10 protein-coding genes are annotated in these 17,379 nt (G+C 66.0%); 6 read left to right on the top strand and 4 right to left on the bottom strand.

What is annotated here, in order from left to right; all coding sequences use genetic code 11:
* The first annotated feature begins 5 nt into the window (after nucleotides 1-5).
* Nucleotides 6-3,068: a DEAD/DEAH box helicase gene (locus tag DFO65_RS12040; RefSeq protein ID WP_113904801.1), complete on the top strand. Its 3,063-nt coding sequence runs from the start codon at nucleotides 6-8 to the stop codon at nucleotides 3,066-3,068.
* Nucleotides 3,069-3,178: 110 nt separating this feature from the next.
* On the opposite strand, the gene DFO65_RS12035 is transcribed toward DFO65_RS12040, so the two are convergent.
* The 3 genes from DFO65_RS12035 to DFO65_RS12025 all read right to left on the bottom strand — a co-directional run bounded on the left by DFO65_RS12035 (nucleotide 3,179) and on the right by DFO65_RS12025 (nucleotide 7,998).
* Nucleotides 3,179-4,768 (bottom strand): zinc-binding metallopeptidase family protein, encoded by a 1,590-nt coding sequence (locus tag DFO65_RS12035; protein ID WP_113904688.1) that lies wholly within the window; start codon nucleotides 4,766-4,768, stop codon nucleotides 3,179-3,181.
* A gap of 168 nt (nucleotides 4,769-4,936) precedes the next feature.
* Nucleotides 4,937-6,601 carry an amidohydrolase gene (locus DFO65_RS12030; RefSeq protein WP_113904687.1) on the bottom strand — a complete coding sequence of 555 codons (1,665 nt, stop codon included), beginning with the start codon at nucleotides 6,599-6,601 and terminating at the stop codon, nucleotides 4,937-4,939.
* A 101-nt stretch (nucleotides 6,602-6,702) separates the two neighbouring features.
* Entirely contained in the window at nucleotides 6,703-7,998 is a 1,296-nt protein-coding gene (locus tag DFO65_RS12025; RefSeq protein WP_113904686.1) for an MFS transporter, read from the bottom strand.
* A gap of 190 nt (nucleotides 7,999-8,188) precedes the next feature.
* On the opposite strand from DFO65_RS12025, the gene DFO65_RS12020 reads away from it, so the two are divergent.
* Nucleotides 8,189-9,103: an Lrp/AsnC family transcriptional regulator gene (locus DFO65_RS12020; protein WP_245940696.1), complete on the top strand. Its 915-nt coding sequence runs from the start codon at nucleotides 8,189-8,191 to the stop codon at nucleotides 9,101-9,103.
* A 38-nt stretch (nucleotides 9,104-9,141) separates the two neighbouring features.
* Here the strand turns inward: DFO65_RS12020 and DFO65_RS12015 are convergent, their stop codons facing one another.
* Nucleotides 9,142-10,581: an SLC13 family permease gene (locus DFO65_RS12015; protein WP_220151316.1), complete on the bottom strand. Its 1,440-nt coding sequence runs from the start codon at nucleotides 10,579-10,581 to the stop codon at nucleotides 9,142-9,144.
* A gap of 432 nt (nucleotides 10,582-11,013) precedes the next feature.
* On the opposite strand from DFO65_RS12015, the gene DFO65_RS12010 reads away from it, so the two are divergent.
* Genes DFO65_RS12010 through DFO65_RS11995 form a run of 4 tightly spaced genes read left to right on the top strand, consistent with a single transcriptional unit; the run spans nucleotide 11,014 to nucleotide 17,106 of the window.
* A complete protein-coding gene (locus tag DFO65_RS12010) occupies nucleotides 11,014-12,180 on the top strand; it encodes a pyridoxal-phosphate-dependent aminotransferase family protein (RefSeq protein WP_113904684.1) in 1,167 nt (388 codons plus the stop codon).
* A 25-nt stretch (nucleotides 12,181-12,205) separates the two neighbouring features.
* Nucleotides 12,206-15,151, top strand: a complete 2,946-nt coding sequence (locus tag DFO65_RS12005; RefSeq protein ID WP_113904683.1) for an FAD-binding and (Fe-S)-binding domain-containing protein — start codon at nucleotides 12,206-12,208, stop codon at nucleotides 15,149-15,151.
* 21 nt (nucleotides 15,152-15,172) lie between these two features.
* Nucleotides 15,173-16,342 carry a CaiB/BaiF CoA transferase family protein gene (locus DFO65_RS12000; protein ID WP_113904682.1) on the top strand — a complete coding sequence of 390 codons (1,170 nt, stop codon included), beginning with the start codon at nucleotides 15,173-15,175 and terminating at the stop codon, nucleotides 16,340-16,342.
* Nucleotides 16,339-17,106, top strand: a complete 768-nt coding sequence (locus DFO65_RS11995; protein WP_113904681.1) for an enoyl-CoA hydratase — start codon at nucleotides 16,339-16,341, stop codon at nucleotides 17,104-17,106. Before DFO65_RS12000 ends, DFO65_RS11995 begins: the two co-directional genes overlap by 4 nt.
* Nucleotides 17,107-17,379: the final 273 nt, after the last annotated feature.

The following is a 17,379-nucleotide window of genomic DNA, read 5'->3' as shown; positions in this document are numbered from 1 at the left end:
GGATGGTGCCCGACAATCCCCCAGCTACCCGCACGACCGCCTCGACGGGGTGGCGTGACGCGTTCGCCGGCCTCACCGAGGCGACCGCGAAGCAGCACACCCCCGTGGCCCTGGGGTTCGAGCTCGTCGAGATCGTCGCCCGCACGTGGTTCGAACCCCAACACACCGTGACCCTGAAGAAGCGGGAGGTCACTCCCGGAGTCAACCCCCAGCTGACGATCCGCCCGCTGCTCCTCAGCCCCTCGGGCAACTGGGTCAAGGGGTCGCTGACGTGGCGCAACGTCGACCGTTTCACAACCCAGTTCGGCATCGACCCGCGGCACCAGGAGTGGTTCGCGCAGCTCGCCGGCCTCCGGCACCGCGACCGCACCGACTTCACGCCCGATGGTGCGCCGTACCGCGTCGGCGATTTCCGCACTCCCCTGCTCTGGGACCTCTTCACCCAGGGAACGAGGCTCGGGATCGAGTTCGTCGGCGTCAACCAGGGCATGAGCGTGCACATCGGCCGCGAGTCCAGGGCCGTCGTCGACGTCATCCAGCTGGCCTACCGCCTCCAGGTGCAGCCGCGGGTGAGCATCGACGAGCGCGAATTCGCCCCCGGGCTCGTCAAACCGGTGTGGACGCACGGGTTCTTCGGGATCGATCTGCGCTCCGGATTCGAGGTCACCCTGGCCCGAGCCGCCAAGGAAACGACACAGGCCGCCCTGCCCGTATTCGACTCCCCGGACCCGATCACGATCCCCACCGAGGAGGCCGAGGAGTTCTTCGAGGAGTACTACCCGCTGCTGCGCACGAGCACGGAGGTCGTGAGCACCGACGAATCGGTGCGCTTCCCTCGATTCCGCGAGCCCCGGCTCGTCCTGTTCCTCACCTACGGCAGCAACGATGCGCTCAATCTGCAGTGGTACTGGGAGTACTGGGGCCCGCGTCGCAGCCTGCCGGTGATCCCCCGATCAGGGCTCATGGACACGGGGAACCGTGCGGCGAACCCCCGGGACGAGCGCGACGTCGACCACGAAATCAGCGTCCTCACCCAGGTCGAAGACCGGCTCACCGACACTCCGCTCCTCGGCGTTCCGAAGGACACGGACCTCCACGACGCCGACACCGCCGACTTCGTCGTCAACGTCCTCCCCAAGCTCGAGGACATCGAGCACGTGAAGATCATCGAGCGCGGCAAGAAGCAGCCCTACCGTGAGCTCGGCGGCGAACCCGACATCAAGGTCACCGCCGTCGAATCGGACAAGAACGATTGGTTCGACCTCGGGTTCCAGATCACCGTGGCCGGCCGCAGCGTGCCCTTCGTCCGGCTGTTCAAGGCACTCGCCGCGGGGCAGAAGAAGCTCAAGCTCGCCGACAACTCATTCCTCTCCCTCAACCGTCCCGTGTTCGATCGGATCAAGGCCCTCCTCGCCGAGGCGGACCTCATCCCCGAATGGACCCCGGAGTCCCCGCGGATCAGCCGGCTCCACGTCGGCCTGTGGTCGGAGTTCGAGGACCTCGCCGACGAATCCGAGCCCGCGGTCTCCTGGCAGCGCACGGCGCAGGCGCTGCTCGATCTCGACCACCTCCCCGAGACCGAGGTTCCGGCCTTGGCCGGGGTGACCATGCGTCCCTACCAGGTCCAGGGCTTCCGTTGGCTGGCGCTGCTCCATCGGTGCCGCCTCGGCGGGATCCTCGCCGACGATATGGGCCTGGGCAAGACGCTGCAGACCCTGGCCCTCATCGCCCACGTCCAGCGCGGGGCCGCCGAAGGTGCTTCCGGTGCGGCCGGCAGCGAGCCCATCGCGGTCGACTCCGCTCCGCCAGCCGACGACAGCGCCCGGTCGCCGTTCCTCGTCGTCGCCCCCACCTCGGTGGTCCACAACTGGGCGCAGGAGGCAGCGACGTTCACCCCTGACCTCGACGTCCGGATCGTTGCGGAGTCGACGAAGAAGAGACGCACACCGCTGGCCGAGGTGGTCGCCGGGGCCGATGTCATTGTCATGTCGTACGCGGTCCTCCGCCTCGACGAGGATCCGATCTCGCGGCTGGAGTGGGCCGGGCTCATCCTCGACGAGGCGCAGTTCGTCAAGAACAGCGCCTCCCTCGCCCACCAGGCGGCGAAGTCCGTCAGCGCCCCGTTCCGCCTGGCGTTGACCGGCACGCCGATGGAGAACTCGCTGACGGACCTGTGGTCGCTGCTGTCGATCACGGCGCCGGGCCTCTTCCCCAGTGCGCACCGGTTCGAGCAGGAGTACGTGCGACCGATCGAAAGCGGTGAGAACACCGGGCGGATGGAGCGTCTGCAGCGCCGGGTCCGGCCCTTCATGATGCGCCGGACGAAGGATCTCGTCGCCGCCGACTTGCCGGAGAAGCAAGAGCAGGTCATCACCGTCGAACTCAATTCCGCCCACCGCTCGCTCTATGAGCGGATCCTGCAGAAGGAGCGGAAGAAGATCCTCGGCTTCATCGACAGTGACTACGACAAGCAGCGTTTCATCGTGTTCCGGTCGCTGACCCTGCTGCGGATGCTCGCGCTCGACCCGCGGATCGTCGACGTCGAGCATAGTGACGTGCGGTCGAGCAAACTCTCCGCGCTCCTCGAACGGCTCGACGACATCATCGCCGAGGGGCATCGCTCGATCGTGTTCAGCCAGTTCACCTCGTTCCTCGACAACGTGGGCGAGGAGCTCGATCGACGCGGCATCCCCTACGTCGTCCTCGACGGGTCGACCCGCAACCGCGGCCAGGTCGTCGACCAGTTCCGCAAGGGCACGGCGCCGGTGTTCCTCATCAGCCTCAAGGCCGGCGGTTTCGGGCTCACCCTCACCGAGGCGGACTACGTCTTTCTCATGGACCCGTGGTGGAATCCGGCCGCGGAGAACCAGGCGATCGACCGGGCCCACCGCATCGGGCAGACGAAGAGCGTCATGGTCTACCGCTATGTCGCCGAGGGCACGATCGAGGAGAAGGTCCTCGCCCTGCAGCGGAAGAAGTCCGAGCTGTTCGACCTGCTCATGAACGACGGCCAGGCGTTCAGTCAGGCCGTGTCGGTCGAGGACATCCGGGGGCTGTTCGAGGGGTAGGGGGTCACGTGGACAATCGAGGTCATTCTGGTCGGGCACGGGAGCGATCTGCCCGACCAGAACGACCTCAATGCATGAAGAGTGGCGGCGCCGAGCTCAGTCTGGCGCCCTCACCACCACCGATCCCCGCTCCCTCGGTCCACCCGGTAGTCCGGCCAGGGCAGGTCGATGGGCGGCTCGAAGTCGGGCGGCAGCAGCGCCGGCATCGGCTCGGCCGCAACTCGGGACTCGAACTCCGCCTTGGCCTCGGCGAGGACGTCGGGTCGGGTGAGCAGATCGAGGAAGGTTCCGGCCACCGTCTTGCCGGCGGTGACGATCGTCGGTGCGATCGTCTCCGGCATCCCGCCCAGGGCGTTCATCACCCATGCCGGGTACGGGCCCGCCCCAGGCGCGGGGCTCAATGCGGGCCGTGCGACATAGAACCGGACGAGCGGCGCGTAATGGCTCATCTCGACGTAGTCGTCGCTCGTCCAGTGCCGCTGCCACGCCGGCATCTGCTCCCGCAGCAGCCGTTCGGCCTCCTGTGGGGTGATGAGCTGCTCGGTCTCGGGCAGGAACGGCCGGTCACTGGCCTCGAGCCCCAGCGACCGTTGGATCTCCTGGGCACGGGCCACCGCGTCAGGACCATAGGACGGCGGCCCCACCTCGGCGAGGTTGTCGAAGAGCACAGAAGCGAGCGCATGATTCGTCCGGCCCGGACGGCTGCGCGCGATCCATCGCTCCTCGACGGTGCAGTAGCCCATCATCGCCGCGGCCTCGGCGTTGCGGTCGAGGACCGCGAGGATGTGCTCGGCCATCTCGATGTCGGGGGTGCGCCACGAGAACTGGATCCGCGCGACCCGCTGGGGCAGGTTGTCCGCCGTCGCCTGCCCGTCGGTGAGGATCGCATCGGAGAAGCTCCAGCCGCCGGTGGCCGGCAGCATCGAGTCGAGCATCGCCCGCGACGCGGTGTACATCTGCGTCAGCGCCAGGTTCGCCCCCGGTGCCCTGGCCGCCGAGTGGGAGGCAGGGATGGGCGAATGCGGGTCCACGCTCGAGTGCTGCCACGTCTCCGGCGCGTCACAGATGAAGGAATACACCTTGCTGTAATACGCCCCGCACTGGGTGTCCCAGCGTGCGGTGTTGCACAGCGGCAGCATGTAGAAGGGGTGGAAGGAGACGATCGCATCGGCGTCGTCGTAGTAGCCGCGCACGCCGTGGACGACCTTCGAGCCGTGCATCTTCTCCGCCGGCTCCCCCGTGTAGAGCAGGGTGCCGGTGATCCCGTGCGTCTCCATCGCGTGCTTGGTCGCGAGCAGCCCCGCCAGGGTCGAGATCCCGAGCGCCGAATGCGGGTCGGTGTGCCCGGGCGCGAACCGCGAGAGTCCTTCCCGGGGCTCCTCGTGCGTCGTCGCGGCCTGACTGTTGCCGGGCACGGCGTCGTATTCGGCGTAGGTGAGCAGGGTCGGTCCCTCGCCGTTCGTCCACCGGGCGCTGAACGCCGTGGGCATCCCGGCCGAGCCGTCCTCGACCTCGAAGCCGTCGGCCCGCAGACGCCGGACGTACCAGGCCTGGGAGTCGTACTCCCGCCACGCGGGTTCCGCGAGCTCCCAGATGTGGGTGTGCCAGTCGAGGAGCTCGCCGAGGTGGCCCTCGATCCACTCCCGAGCGGTCTCCTTCGCCGCGGCGGCGGTGCCCTGGTTCGTGGTGCCCTGGTTCACGATGTCTGCTCCTCGAAAGTGGTTGGTGCCTCCGGCCGACCGATCGAGGTCATTCTGGTCGGAGAATCGCGCGGAAATGCCGACCAGAATGACCTCGATCGCCGGGGGACAGTGGTGACAGTGCGGAAGACGGGTGAGGAAGTGGTGTGGGGTGGCCCCACCCCGCCCTCAGCCACCGAATCGGCGCGTCCCGTCGACCCAGGTCTCGAGCACGGGGATCGCCGCGATCTCCGGTCCGGGCGTGTTCAGCGGATCGGCCCCGAGGACGGCGAAGTCGGCGCGTTTGCCCACCGTCAGCGACCCGAACTCCCGCTCCCGGCCCAGAGTGATCGCCCCTTCAAGCGTGTGGGCACGCAGGGCCGCCTCGGCGGAGATCCGCAGCGAATCGGGACCGAGCTGGTGTCCGCGGCGGGTGACACGGGTGACGGCGGTCTGGATCGCCTCGAGCGGTCGCGGTTCGGCCACCGGCGCGTCGGAGGACAGGGTCGCCGGCACCCCGGCGGCGAGGAACTCCCCGAGCGGGTTGAACCGCTCACCGGGCGTGCCGATCGCCTGCTCGACCCCTTCGCCCCAGTTGTAGTAGTGCTGGGTCTGGTTGACCGGCCGGATCCCCAACCGCGCCATCCGCTCGATGTCGCCTGACTCCGGCAGTCCGCAGTGCTCGATGCGGTGCCGGGCGTCGGGGTCGGGGCGGGCGGCGAGCGCCGACTCGATCGCGTCGACGACGATCCGGATCGCCGTCGGCGACTGGGCGTGGGTCGCGGTCTGCAGCCCGGCCGCATGGGCCCGGTGGACAAGCTCGCTGTACTCCTCGGGCGAATGGTAGAGCTGGCCCGTGCGGCAAGGATCGCCGACGTACCCCTCGGGGAAGTACGCGGTCCACCCGCCCAGGGTCCCGTCGGCATAGAGCTTGATGCCCGCGGCGGAGAGGAACGCGTTGCCGAAGGGTCCGGTGAGGCCGAGCTCGAGCACCGAGTCGAGGAGGTGGGAGAGGAAGTACATCGACACCCGCAGGTGCAGCTGCCCGCGGTCGACGAGCTCGAGGTAGGCGGCGAACTCCCGCTTCGAGACCTGCGCGTCGCCGATCGCCGTGACGCCCCCGGCGAGGAACTCCCGCTGGACGAGGTCGAGCTGGCGCTGGTGTTCGGCGGGTTCGTCGCCGAGGTGGAAGTTCGGCCCGTGGTGCCCGATCTTCACCCCGTGGAGCCCGGTCAGGGCATTGCACGCGGCGTCGGAGAGCTCCCCCGTCAGCTCGCCGGAAGCGTCCCGGAAGAACTCTCCACCCTCGGGATTGGGGGTGTCGCGGGTGATCCCGTACTTGTCGAGCGTGTACGTGTTGACGACGCCGCCGTGCCCGGAGGCGTTCATGATGTAGACCTCGCGGTCGGTCGCGACGGCGTCGAGCTCGTGCCGGGTCGGGTGGCGGCGTTCGGCGAGGTTGCGCTGCTCGTAGCCGTACCCTCGGATCGGCACGCCGGCGGGCAGCTTCGCCGCTCCCGCCTTGAACAGGTCGACGATCTCGGGGATCGATGCCGCCTTGTCGGGGCCGACGTCGATCCAGGTGAGCAGCTGGCCGTACATGAGCGGGTGGGCGTGGGGGTCGACGAATCCCGGCACGATCGTCGCGCCGGGGAAGTCGGCGCGGATGGGATCGAGGCCGCGTTCGGCGGCGGTCGCCTCGGCGTCGGACAGGGACCCCACGGCCAGGATCATTCCTCCGGAGATGAGCAGCGCCTCGGCGGTGGGGGTGTCGGGGTCGACGGTGCGGATCGCCGCGGCGGTGACGATCGTCGGGGTGGAGTCGCGGTCGTCGAAGGTCGCGAGCGCTCTCATTCGAAGTCCTTCCGGTCAGAGTGCGGGAGTCGGGAAAGTGGCGAGGCGGGAGTCGGGGCAGGGGTGGGTGAATCGGATGGGTGAAGCGGATGGATGCGGGGTCAGCGGACCTCGCTGCCTTCGTCGCTGTGCTGCGGGGCGAGTGCCGTGGAGACCCAGGCGACGACGGAGAGGAAGGCGAAGAGCCCGATGACCGACCACACGGTGCCGGTGCCCGCCTGCAGGCTGGTCGCGGCGATCGGGGACAGCCCGCCCCAGACGGCGGCGCCGACTCCGTAGGCCAGGGACATCGAGGTGTAGCGAGCCTGCGGCCGGTACATCTGCGACATCAGCGCCGACAGGGGCGCCCACGTGGCGCTCATCGTCACCCGGATCACGGAGACGAGGATGTAGATGAGGGCGACACTGTGGGCCTCGATCGAGAGGACGAGCGGGATCGAGCAGAGGAACGACAGCCCGACGCCGAGGTACATCATCATCTTCCCGCCCCAGCGGTCGCCGAGCCAGGCCAGGGGCAGGGTGACGAGGGCTTCGAGGAAGGAGGCGATGGTCATCGCGCCGAGGATCACCGAGGCGGCGAGACCGATCTCCTCGCTCGTCGCGTAGGACTGGACGTAGGCGGTGGCGAGGTAGTACCCGCCCGAGGCGATGGCGACCATCCCGAAGCCGAGGAGGATCGGATACCAGTTGAAGCGCAGCGCGTGGAGGATCGGGGTGGTGGTCGCCTCGCCGAGGTGTTCGAACACCGGGGTCTCCTCGATGCGCAGCCGCACCCAGATGCCGACGCCGATGAGGATGATGCTGGCGAGGAACGGCACCCGCCAGCCCCAGCTGAAGAGGACGTCGTCGCCCATGAGGGAGAGGATCCAGAAGGCACCGGAGGACAGGAGTGCGCCGAGCGGGTTGCCGAGCTGGGTGAAGCCGCCGTAGAAGGTCTTGTACTTCTCGGGCGCGGATTCGACGGCCATGAGGCTCGCCCCGCCCCATTCGCCGCCGACGGCCAGGCCCTGGGCGATGCGGAGGATGATGAGGAGGATCGGCGCGGTGATGCCGATGCTCGCGTAGCCGGGCAGGCAGCCGACGAGGACGGTGGCCACGCCCATGAGCAGCAGGGTGATCGTCAGCGCCGGCTTGCGGCCGAGGCGGTCGCCGACGTGGCCGAAGATGATCCCGCCGAGGGGGCGGACGAAGAATGCGACCGCGTAGGTGCCGAAGGAGGCGAGGGTGCCCAGGGTCGGCTCGGCGTCGGGGAAGAAGATCCGCGGGAAGACGATCGCCGCGGCCGTGGCGTAGACGTAGAAGTCGTACCATTCGATCGTCGTGCCGACCGAGGCGGCGAATCCGGCCTTGAGCGCGCGCCGGTGAGAGCGCTCGGGGGCGGTGGGTGCGGACGTCATCGGGAGCTCCTTTGCTCGGGCGACCATTGGAGAGCGTGGCGCTGCTGTGATGATAGACCCGCCGAGTTCCGTTGTCACCGGCAAAGGGTCAGCAGATCGGACACGATTGCCGCACAGCTGTCGCGCGATCCTGCCGTATGCTCACGGATGGAAGCCGATGAGGACGTTTCACCGCACGCTTGGAGGTCGGATGAGGCAGACGGAGCAATCTCGACTCGATGCCGCGCTCATCCGGGCGCTGCAGCGCGACGGCCGGGCGAGCGTCCTCGACCTCGCCCGCGCTCACGGCGTCTCCCGGCACGTCATCGCCGAGCGGCTGCAGGTGCTCACCGAGCGCGACGGCCTGCGCGTGGTCGCGGCGCTGGACCCCGGGTTCGCCGGCCACCACGTGCTCACCCATTCCATGGTCAGCATCGATGGTCCCGTCCGTCCCGTCGCCGAGGCGGTGGCGCGTCTTCCCGACGCCGTGTTCGTCTCGCTGGCCAGTGGTGAGCGTCCGCTGGTCGTCGAGTCCCGGCATGCCACGGTCGCCGGGCTCCACGCGACCCTCGACTCGGTGCGGGCTATTCGCGGGGTCCGCGGGATCCGGGTGACGACCTACGCCGAGGTGCTCCGCGGATTCTTCGTCGCCGCCCGGCGGGAGGACATCGTCCTCGACGACCTCGACCGCGAGCTCATCGGGATCCTCCAGACCGATGGCCGGATCAGCTACCGTGCCCTCGCCGAGGCGGTCCACCGGTCCCCGTCCGCGGTGCGCTCACGGGTGCGCCGGCTCATCGACGCCGGAGTCATGCGGATCGCGGCGATCAAGTCCGGGGTGCTGTCCCCCAGTCGCTTCGCGACGGGCATCGGCATCACCGTGTCCGGGGACCCCGATCCGGTCCGCCGGTTCATCCTCGACAGCCCCGCCGTCGAGTTCGCCGCCCGCTCCCACGGCGCCCACGACTTCGTCGCGACCGTGGTCGGGGCGTCGTCGGTCGAGGTCCTCGACATCATCGAGCAGCTGCGCGCACTCGAGGACGTCGCAGCCCTGGAGACGTGGACCCATTTCGATGTCATCAAGGAGGACTACGCCCGGCTTGCCGGGGTGAGTACGGGAGGGTGAAGTGCCCCGTTCGGAGCGCTGGACGAGCCGGTCCGCCCTCAGCCCCAACCGGGGACGACGAACAGGAGCCAGGTGACGACAGGGGCGATCACCACCATCGAGAATCCCCACACCATGAGCTGCTTGAAGACTTTGTCGCGATGCTCCTCCGGCGAGTTCGCGACGACAAGGGCGCCCGACGTGGAGAACGGGCTCGAGTCGACGACCGATGAGGAGATCGCCAGCGCAATGATCATTCCGATCTCGCCGACCGAACCGGTGAGAAGGAACGGCACCGCCAGTGGAATGAGTGCTCCCAGAATGCCGGTCGTCGAAGCGAACGCGGACACAACGGCTCCGATCGCGCAGATCAACAGGGCAGCGACAAGAGGTGCACCCAGTTCCGCGACTTGACCGCCGAGCCAGTCGATCGTCCCCAGACGCTGCATGAGTTCGACGTACGTGACAATGCCGCAGATGAGGAGGACTGTCGGCCATGCGATCTTGCTCACCGCACCCTTGCTCACCTTCGGCGAGAACAGCGAGATGATCACTGCGATGCAAATGGCAGTGAAGCCGACATCTTGATTCAGGGGTGGGACGACCATGACGGCGAGAACGACGAGCCCGACGAGGGTGACGATGCGAATGCCATCAAGTTTGGTTACGGCTTCATCGGCGTCATCATCCTTGACCATCGTCGTCTGCATCGATCGACGTGCGGCTCGCCGTCCGGGATCGCTTCTCGGAACGACCGGCTTCCCTGCTCCCGGCTCGCTGCCATTGCTCGGAACCTGTGCATCACTCTCAGTGAGCTCAGCATTCGCGGACTCGAGTCCGTGCCCCCTGTCGCGTTGACCGATCAGCGCTCGACCACCGAAGAGGAAGAAACAGACGATGCCGAGGACGATGTTGAACGCCATGGACGCCAGGAAGAGCAGCACCGGACTACCCGGAAGGTCATTGCGTTCAACGACCTGATTGGTGATCGTGCCGAAGATGCTCAGCGGTGAGAAGCCGCCAGCAGTCGCGCCGTTGATGACCATCAGTCCCATGAGAAGTGGTCGAATCCCGTACTTCCGAGCGAATCCCATTCCCATGGGAGCAATGATCGCGACTGCCGCGGGAACGACCGCCCCGAACCCTGTCAGTATTCCGGTGACGACGAAGAACACCCAGGGGATGAGAGCGACCCGGCCGGCGACCGCTCGAACCAATGCATGGACCATCCAGTCGACGGTCCCATTGTCCTTGGCCAGAGCGAACAGATATGTCACCCCGACGAGAATGAGAAAGAGATCCGCCGGAAATCCCGATAGCAGCGTATCGACGTCTTCACCGAGCACGAACGTCCCGAAGAGGAAAGTCGCCATCAGTGCCAGAGCACCCATGTGAACGGACAATAAAGTGGCGACGAGAAACACGGCCACAAGGACGAGAATTGACGCAATTTCCAAAGACACAGTCCGCTCCAATGCGATGTGCTGAATAATCGACATCAGCCGACTCGCCAACCGCAAACTTCCATAATGCGGAATTCGTGTCGGCCTTTCTGGAATTCTTCCTCCTCCAAGCACATTCGTCAAGGGGTTTGCGTCACGAGTTCGCACTTCGCCAAGCAAAGCTACTGCGGAGGTAAGGACGCGTAAGGCACGGCAATCAGCCTTACGCTATGCCAGAGCCCATCCTGCGAAAACCTTCGCCCGAAATCGGTTCCATCCAGCCGAGATTGTGATAGCGTAAAATGAAACTTGGCTACCACATCGTGGAATCAAGGAGGATTCTTCGCGCATGGTTTCATCATTCCCCCAGGTCAGACGATCTCAATCACCCCTCACCCTCGACGCGCGCCGGATCCACATTGGCTCCCCTCCACCTCACTTTCATACGGCTCAATTACCGAACACATCTGTTTCCGAAAGGATCTCCCGATGACGCGACCCAGCGGCCGGCATTTTCTCCAGATTCCCGGGCCGAGCAATGTACCGGACACGGTCTTACGCGCAATCTCCATGCCTACAATCGATCACCGTGGTCCAGAATTCCAAGAATTGTTCCTCCACGTCCTGGAGGGAATGGCGAAGATATTCGGCACCAGAAACCAAGTGGTCATCTATCCTGCCACCGGAACGGGAGCGTGGGAGGCGGCCTTGGTGAATACACTCAGCCCCGGCGACGAGATTCTCTGTTATGAAACCGGTCATTTCTCTTCACTGTGGAAGTCGATGGCCGAACGATGGGGCCTCAAACCCACGACGATTCCAGGTGACTGGCGCACCGGAGCGGATCCGGAGAAGATCCGAGCGGCCCTGGAGAATGATTCGGAGCATCGGTTCAAGGCCGTGTGCGTGGTGCACAATGAAACTTCGACAGGGGTGACCAGCCGCATTCCTGAGATCCGCCGCGCGATCGATGAGACGGGGCACCCCGCACTGTTCATGGTCGACACGATCTCATCTCTCGGGTCGGTCGACTACCGCCATGACGAGTGGAGGGTCGACGTCACCGTCTCCGGCTCGCAGAAGGGGCTCATGCTGCCACCGGGTCTGTCGTTCACAGCCGTCAGCGACAAGGCCCTGGAGGCTCACGAGCGCTCCACGTTGCCGAAATCGGTGTGGAACTGGTCGGAGATGCTCGCCGCGGGCCGCGACGGGCGGACCCCGTACACACCGAACACCAACATCCTCTTCGGTCTCAAAGAGTCATTGCGCATCCTCGACGAGGAGGGGCTTGAGAATGTCTTCGCACGACATCGGCGGTTCGGCAAGGCGACTCGAACTGCGGTCGATACATGGGGGCTGGAGGTGCTCTGCACGAACGAGAACGAGCACTCACCGGTCCTCACTGCCGTCGTCATGCCCGACGGACAAGACGCTGATGAGCTCCGGGCGATCATCCTCGACAAGTTCAACATGTCCCTGGGGGCGGGGCTGTCCAAGCTCGCCGGCAAGGTGTTCCGCATCGGTCACCTCGGCGACCTCAGTGATCTCACGCTGGCAGGAACACTCGCCGGCGTCCAGATGGGGCTTCAGCTGGCAGGGGTGAAGGTCGATCCGAGCGGACTCGAGGCCGCCCTTGACGTCCTTCGGGACAAGTGAGACCCACCAGGCCGATTCGGCGACCATGTCCGCACTCTCACGACAGGTTGGTGCAGTTCCCTTGACTGACTTCATCACAGACCTCACCCGCAGCGTCGAAGGCGCAGTCGACTCCTCAACGCGCAGGCGCGCAGAGTACGCCGAGGATGCCTCGAACTATCGCGTCGTCCCTCAGGTCGTGGTCTTCCCGAAGACCACTGCCGATGTCATCGCGACACTCGATGTCGCACGCTCTCACAGGGTGCCGGTCACCTCCCGCGGCGGCGGCACCTCCCAAGCGGGCAATTCGATCGGCACCGGAATCGTCATCGACTTCTCCCGGCACTTGGGACGCATCCTCGACATCGACCCGGTGGAGAAGATCGCCCGAGTCGAACCCGGTGTCATCATGAGCCGGCTGCAGAAGGCGAGCGCCCCGCACGGGCTGACCTTCGGCCCGGACCCGTCGACAAAGAACCGGGCGACGATCGCCGGAATGATCGGCAACAACTCCTGCGGCCCGCATGCGATCTCGGCCGGGCGCACCGTCGACAACACTGTGGAGATGGATGTCGTCGACGGTCACGGGCGACGATTCATCGCCGGAAGCAGCCTCGACCCAGTGCCGGGGCTTGCCGAGATCGCGAGGAGCCACCTCGGCGAGATCCGCACCGAATTCGGTCGATTCAGCCGTCAGGCATCCGCGTACGCTCTCGAACATCTGCTGCCCGAGAACGGCGGAAATCTCGCCAAGTTCCTCGTCGGCAGCGAAGGCACATTGACGACCATCCTCGAGGCCGTCGTCTCCCTGGGGGATTTGCCTAAGTCGCCGACAGTTCTCGCCCTGGGATATCCGGATATGTTCGACGCCGCTGACGCGGTTCCCCGTGTCCTGCCCTTCGGTCCTCTCGCCGTCGAAGGGATCGACTCCCGACTCATTGACATGGTCCGGGCGCACAAGGGCGCAGGCGCCGTGCCCGAGCTGCCGGCCGGGTCCGGATGGCTGCTCATCGAGGTGGCCGGGAACTCGGCGGAGGAAGCTGTCGCCAACGCTCAGCTCATCGCCGATGCGTCCGGCACTGACGCCTATCGAATCATGCCTGCAGGTCCTGAAGCCTCGACTCTGTGGAGCATTCGCGCCGATGCCGGCGGACTCGCCGGGCGCACGGCCGCCGGTGACCCCGCGTGGACGGGGTGGGAAGATGCCGCGGTCCCGCCGGAAGTGCTCGGCAGCTATCTGCGCGAGCAGGATGAGCTCATGCGCAGCTACGGGGTGACCGGTTTGCCGTATGGTCATTTCGGTGACGGGTGCGTCCACATGCGCACGGACTTTCCCTTCGATCGCGAGGGTGGTGTCGACACGTTCCGGCGGTTCCTCATGGATGCCGGACGTCTGGTCGCGAAGTTCGGTGGCTCTGCCTCAGGCGAGCACGGTGACGGACGGGCCCGATCCGAGCTCCTGGCCATTCAGCACTCTCCCGAATCCATTCGTGCACTCGCCGAGGTGAAGCGGCTGTTCGACCCGGACAACCTCCTCAATCCCGGAATCATCGCCGACCCACTGCCGCTCGACCAGGACCTGCGCCGCCCGCAGGCGATCTCCATTGGAACCACCGATGGCGGTTTCAGCTTCTCGCATGACAAGGGAAGCTTCACCAATGCCGTGCACCGATGCGTCGGTGTAGGCAAATGCCGGGCGAACATCTCGGCGTCGGGCGGATTCATGTGCCCGTCATACCTGGCGACAAAGGACGAGAAGGACAGCACACGAGGCCGAGCCCGCGTCCTCCAAGAGGTGACGAACGGTGGTCTCTTCGCCGACTGGGACAGCCCCGAGGTCCATGAGTCACTCGATCTGTGCTTGAGTTGCAAGGCGTGCAGCAGCGACTGCCCAGCTGGAGTCGACATGGCCCAGTACAAATCCGAGGTGCTCCATCGAACGTACAAGGGTCGGATTCGTCCCCTGTCGCACTACTCCCTCGGGTGGCTGCCGACGTGGGGCAGGGCGCTGACAGCGCTACCCGGACTGACCGCTGTAGCGAATGCCGTGCTGTCCGTCCGTCCCATCGCCCGACTCGTGCTCGCAGGCGGAGGGATGGACCCGCGGCGCGGGATGGTCCGCTTCAACTCCGAGCGCTTCTCCCGTTGGGCGCGACGATCGGTTGCTCCCGCCGTCCCCCATGACTACATCTCGAGCGATGACGTTCGCCGAGGTGTTCGTCCGCAAGTGCTCCTGTGGGCCGATTCGTTCTCCGAATACCTCTCGGATGCCGGTGCACAGGCCGCTGTCCAGGTCCTCGAGGCCGCAGGGTTCGAGGTGCTGCTGCCCGAGTCGCAGGCATGCTGCGGCCTCACGCTCATCTCCACCGGCCAGCTCGATGCGGCACGATCTCGGTTGAGCCGCGCGATGGAAGTGCTTGCACCTTACGCCGACAAGGGCATTCCGATCGTCGGCGTCGAGCCCAGCTGCACAGCGGTCCTGCGCAGCGACCTCAGGGATCTGTTCCCCGATGATCCCCGCGCCGGGCTCATCGCCTCGCGGACATCGACCCTCGCCGAGGTGCTCGTGGAGTCCGGGATCGAGGTCCCGGACCTGACGGGACGCACCATCGTCGTGCAGCCCCACTGCCACCAGTACTCTGTCCTGGGGTACGCTGCCGACCGCAGTCTGCTCGAACGCACAGGTGCCACGATCCGGGAGCTGGCGGGCTGCTGCGGACTGGCCGGGAACTTCGGCATGGAGATCGGACATTATGAGACCTCGGTGGCTGTGGCCGAGAACGCTCTGCTTCCGGCGCTGCGCGATGCGCCGGCGGATTCGATCTTCCTCGCCGACGGCTTCTCCTGTCGCACGCAGGCCGATGATCTCGCTGACGTCCAGGGCGTCACGCTTCCCGAACTGCTCCTGGGGGTCGGAACCGACGGTACGCGGTCGGCCCGGGCGGCCCGTCTGCCGGAGACGGCTCGAAACGGGCAACGGTCCCTGGCATGAGGAATCTGTTGGAGGTCAACGATGTCTGAGAAGTCTGCCGGTCCTCTCGCAGGGATCACCGTCCTCGAGCTCGGCGTTTTCATCGCCGGCCCCTATGCGACGATGCAGCTCGCCGATATGGGTGCCCGGGTGATCAAGATCGAACCGCCCGCAGGTGATCCCATGCGAGCCTCGGGACCGTTCCTCGACGGCCATTCGAGCCCGTTCATCCGTCTCAACCGCAACAAGGAATCGGTCGTCCTCGACCTCAAATCCGAGGAGGGACGGACCCGGATGCATTCGCTGCTCGAGCATGCCGATGTCCTCGTCGAGAACATGCGGCCTGGTGCGCTGGCAAAGATGGGTTTCGGATACACGGAAATCGCCGAAGAGTTTCCAAAGCTGATCTACGCCTCGGCTTCGGGCTGGGGACAGGACGGGCCATTGGCACCGTTGGCCGGACTCGACATCATGGCACAGGCCCGTTCTGGTCTGATGAGCATCACTGGCTTCCCTGATCAACCTCCCGCCAAGGTGGGCGTGCCGATCTCGGACCTCACGACCGCGCTCTACGTAGCGCTCGGCATCGTCTCGGCACTTCATGAACGGACCCGATCGGGCCGCGGTCAGTATCTCGATGTTTCGCTGTTCGAGTCCGCAGTGTCGTTGGCTGTGTGGGAAGCAGGCAGCTACTTCGGAGCGGGGACCGTCAGCCGCCCCAACGGCTCCGCTCATCAAGCACAGGCCCCCTACCAGGCGGTGACGGTCAGTGACGGCTATGTGACGATCGGGGCGAACACCTCGGCGACGTGGACGAAGTTCTGCTCTGCCTTCGACTTCGCCGACCTCGAGGAACACCCCAGGTATGCCACACCCGCCCTGCGATTCGAGAACCGGGAGGCACTCATCGCTGTCATCGAAGACCGCCTGCGCGCACGGACTATCGCCGAGGTGGTCGATGAGTTGAATCGCGTGGGCGTACCCGCTGCACCGATCAATGACTATGGACAGGTGTTCACGGACGAACATCTGAGTTCACGAGGCTACTTCTGGTCCGCGCCGCATCCAGACCTCGGCGAAGTGACGCAGCTGGGCAATCCGATGCGATTCTCACGCTCGGCTGTCAGGCACGGGAACGCCGGCCCGGCATTGGGTGCTGACACAGAACGAGTGCTGGCCGAGTTCACCTCCAACCGTGAGGACGAATCGTGACTGATGACCTGCTCGCCGAGGTGCGCGGCCGTGCGCTTCATGTGACGTTCAACCGGCCCGAAGCGCGGAATGCGATGACCTTCGACATGTACCAGGGGCTCGCCGAGGCGTGTGCCCGGGTGGACGCAGACCGGTCACTGCACGCTCTGGTACTCCGGGGAGCCGGCGGTCGCTCCTTCGTGGCAGGCACCGATATCGCCCAGTTCCGTGGATTCACGGGCGAAGATGGAGTCGCCTACGAGAAGCGGATCGATGAAGTCCTCAGCACTCTGGAAGCAGTGGGCAAGCCCGTGATCGCGGTCATCGACGGGCACTGTGTGGGCGGAGGGCTCGGGATCGCCGCCTGCGCCGACATCCGCATCGGATCCTCGAGCGCATCGTTCTCGGTGCCGATCGCGAGGACTCTCGGCAACACCTTGTCAGCCAATACTCTGCGCAGGCTCGTGCGGTGCTTCGGCGATTCGCGCACCAGGTCGATGCTGCTCACCGCGAGACGCATCACTGCCGAGGAAGCACTGCACAGTGGGTTCCTCACCGAGGTCGCCGAGGATCTCGACTCGACTGCCGATGCTCTCATCGACCGAGTCGTCAGCGGTGCGCCTCTGACCCAGTGGTCGATCAAGGAGAACCTCCGCAGGTTGTCTGAAGCCGACAGCGAGGTCGACGACACAGACGTCATCGGCGCAGTCTACGGAAGCCGCGACTTCGCCACCGCGGTGGAGGGCTTCCTGGCGAAGACTCCGGTCGAATGGAAGGGGCACTGAGCCGACCGGTCAGACGCCCAGGGCGCTCAGCCTATTGCCCATGTCGTCCGTGGTCGGCGCGCAGTCGTGGTACATCCGACGGCGATCGTCACATGGTTCGCTCCGACCCGGATGACCGTCAGGTCCCCTCGGCTCAAGCCGTTCACTCCCCTGGTTCGGGCACGATCGGAAGTTCGCTCGTCACCTCGTCTCGAGGGACCGAATCGGCGCTGTCGGGATCAGTGGTCACCGCATGGTCGGTGCGGATGCCGGTCAAGCGTTCGGGCAGCAGAA

The organism is Brevibacterium sanguinis, assembly GCF_003315415.1.
Classification (GTDB): domain Bacteria; phylum Actinomycetota; class Actinomycetes; order Actinomycetales; family Brevibacteriaceae; genus Brevibacterium; species Brevibacterium celere_A.
The sequence above is the reverse complement of the archived record's forward strand: the minus strand, read 5'-3'. Positions and strand labels throughout refer to the sequence as shown.

What these genes read in the sequence shown, in the direction of transcription:
- DFO65_RS12015 (WP_220151316.1), bottom strand. Translation starts at nt 10,581, where the DNA reads ATGTCGATTATTCAGCACATCGCATTGGAGCGGACTGTGTCTTTGGAA.
- DFO65_RS12010 (WP_113904684.1), top strand. Translation starts at nt 11,014, where the DNA reads ATGACGCGACCCAGCGGCCGGCATTTTCTCCAGATTCCCGGGCCGAGC.
- DFO65_RS12005 (WP_113904683.1), top strand. Translation starts at nt 12,206, where the DNA reads ATGTCCGCACTCTCACGACAGGTTGGTGCAGTTCCCTTGACTGACTTC.
- DFO65_RS12000 (WP_113904682.1), top strand. Translation starts at nt 15,173, where the DNA reads ATGTCTGAGAAGTCTGCCGGTCCTCTCGCAGGGATCACCGTCCTCGAG.
- DFO65_RS12030 (WP_113904687.1), bottom strand. Translation starts at nt 6,601, where the DNA reads ATGAGAGCGCTCGCGACCTTCGACGACCGCGACTCCACCCCGACGATC.
- DFO65_RS12025 (WP_113904686.1), bottom strand. Translation starts at nt 7,998, where the DNA reads ATGACGTCCGCACCCACCGCCCCCGAGCGCTCTCACCGGCGCGCGCTC.
- DFO65_RS12020 (WP_245940696.1), top strand. Translation starts at nt 8,189, where the DNA reads ATGAGGCAGACGGAGCAATCTCGACTCGATGCCGCGCTCATCCGGGCG.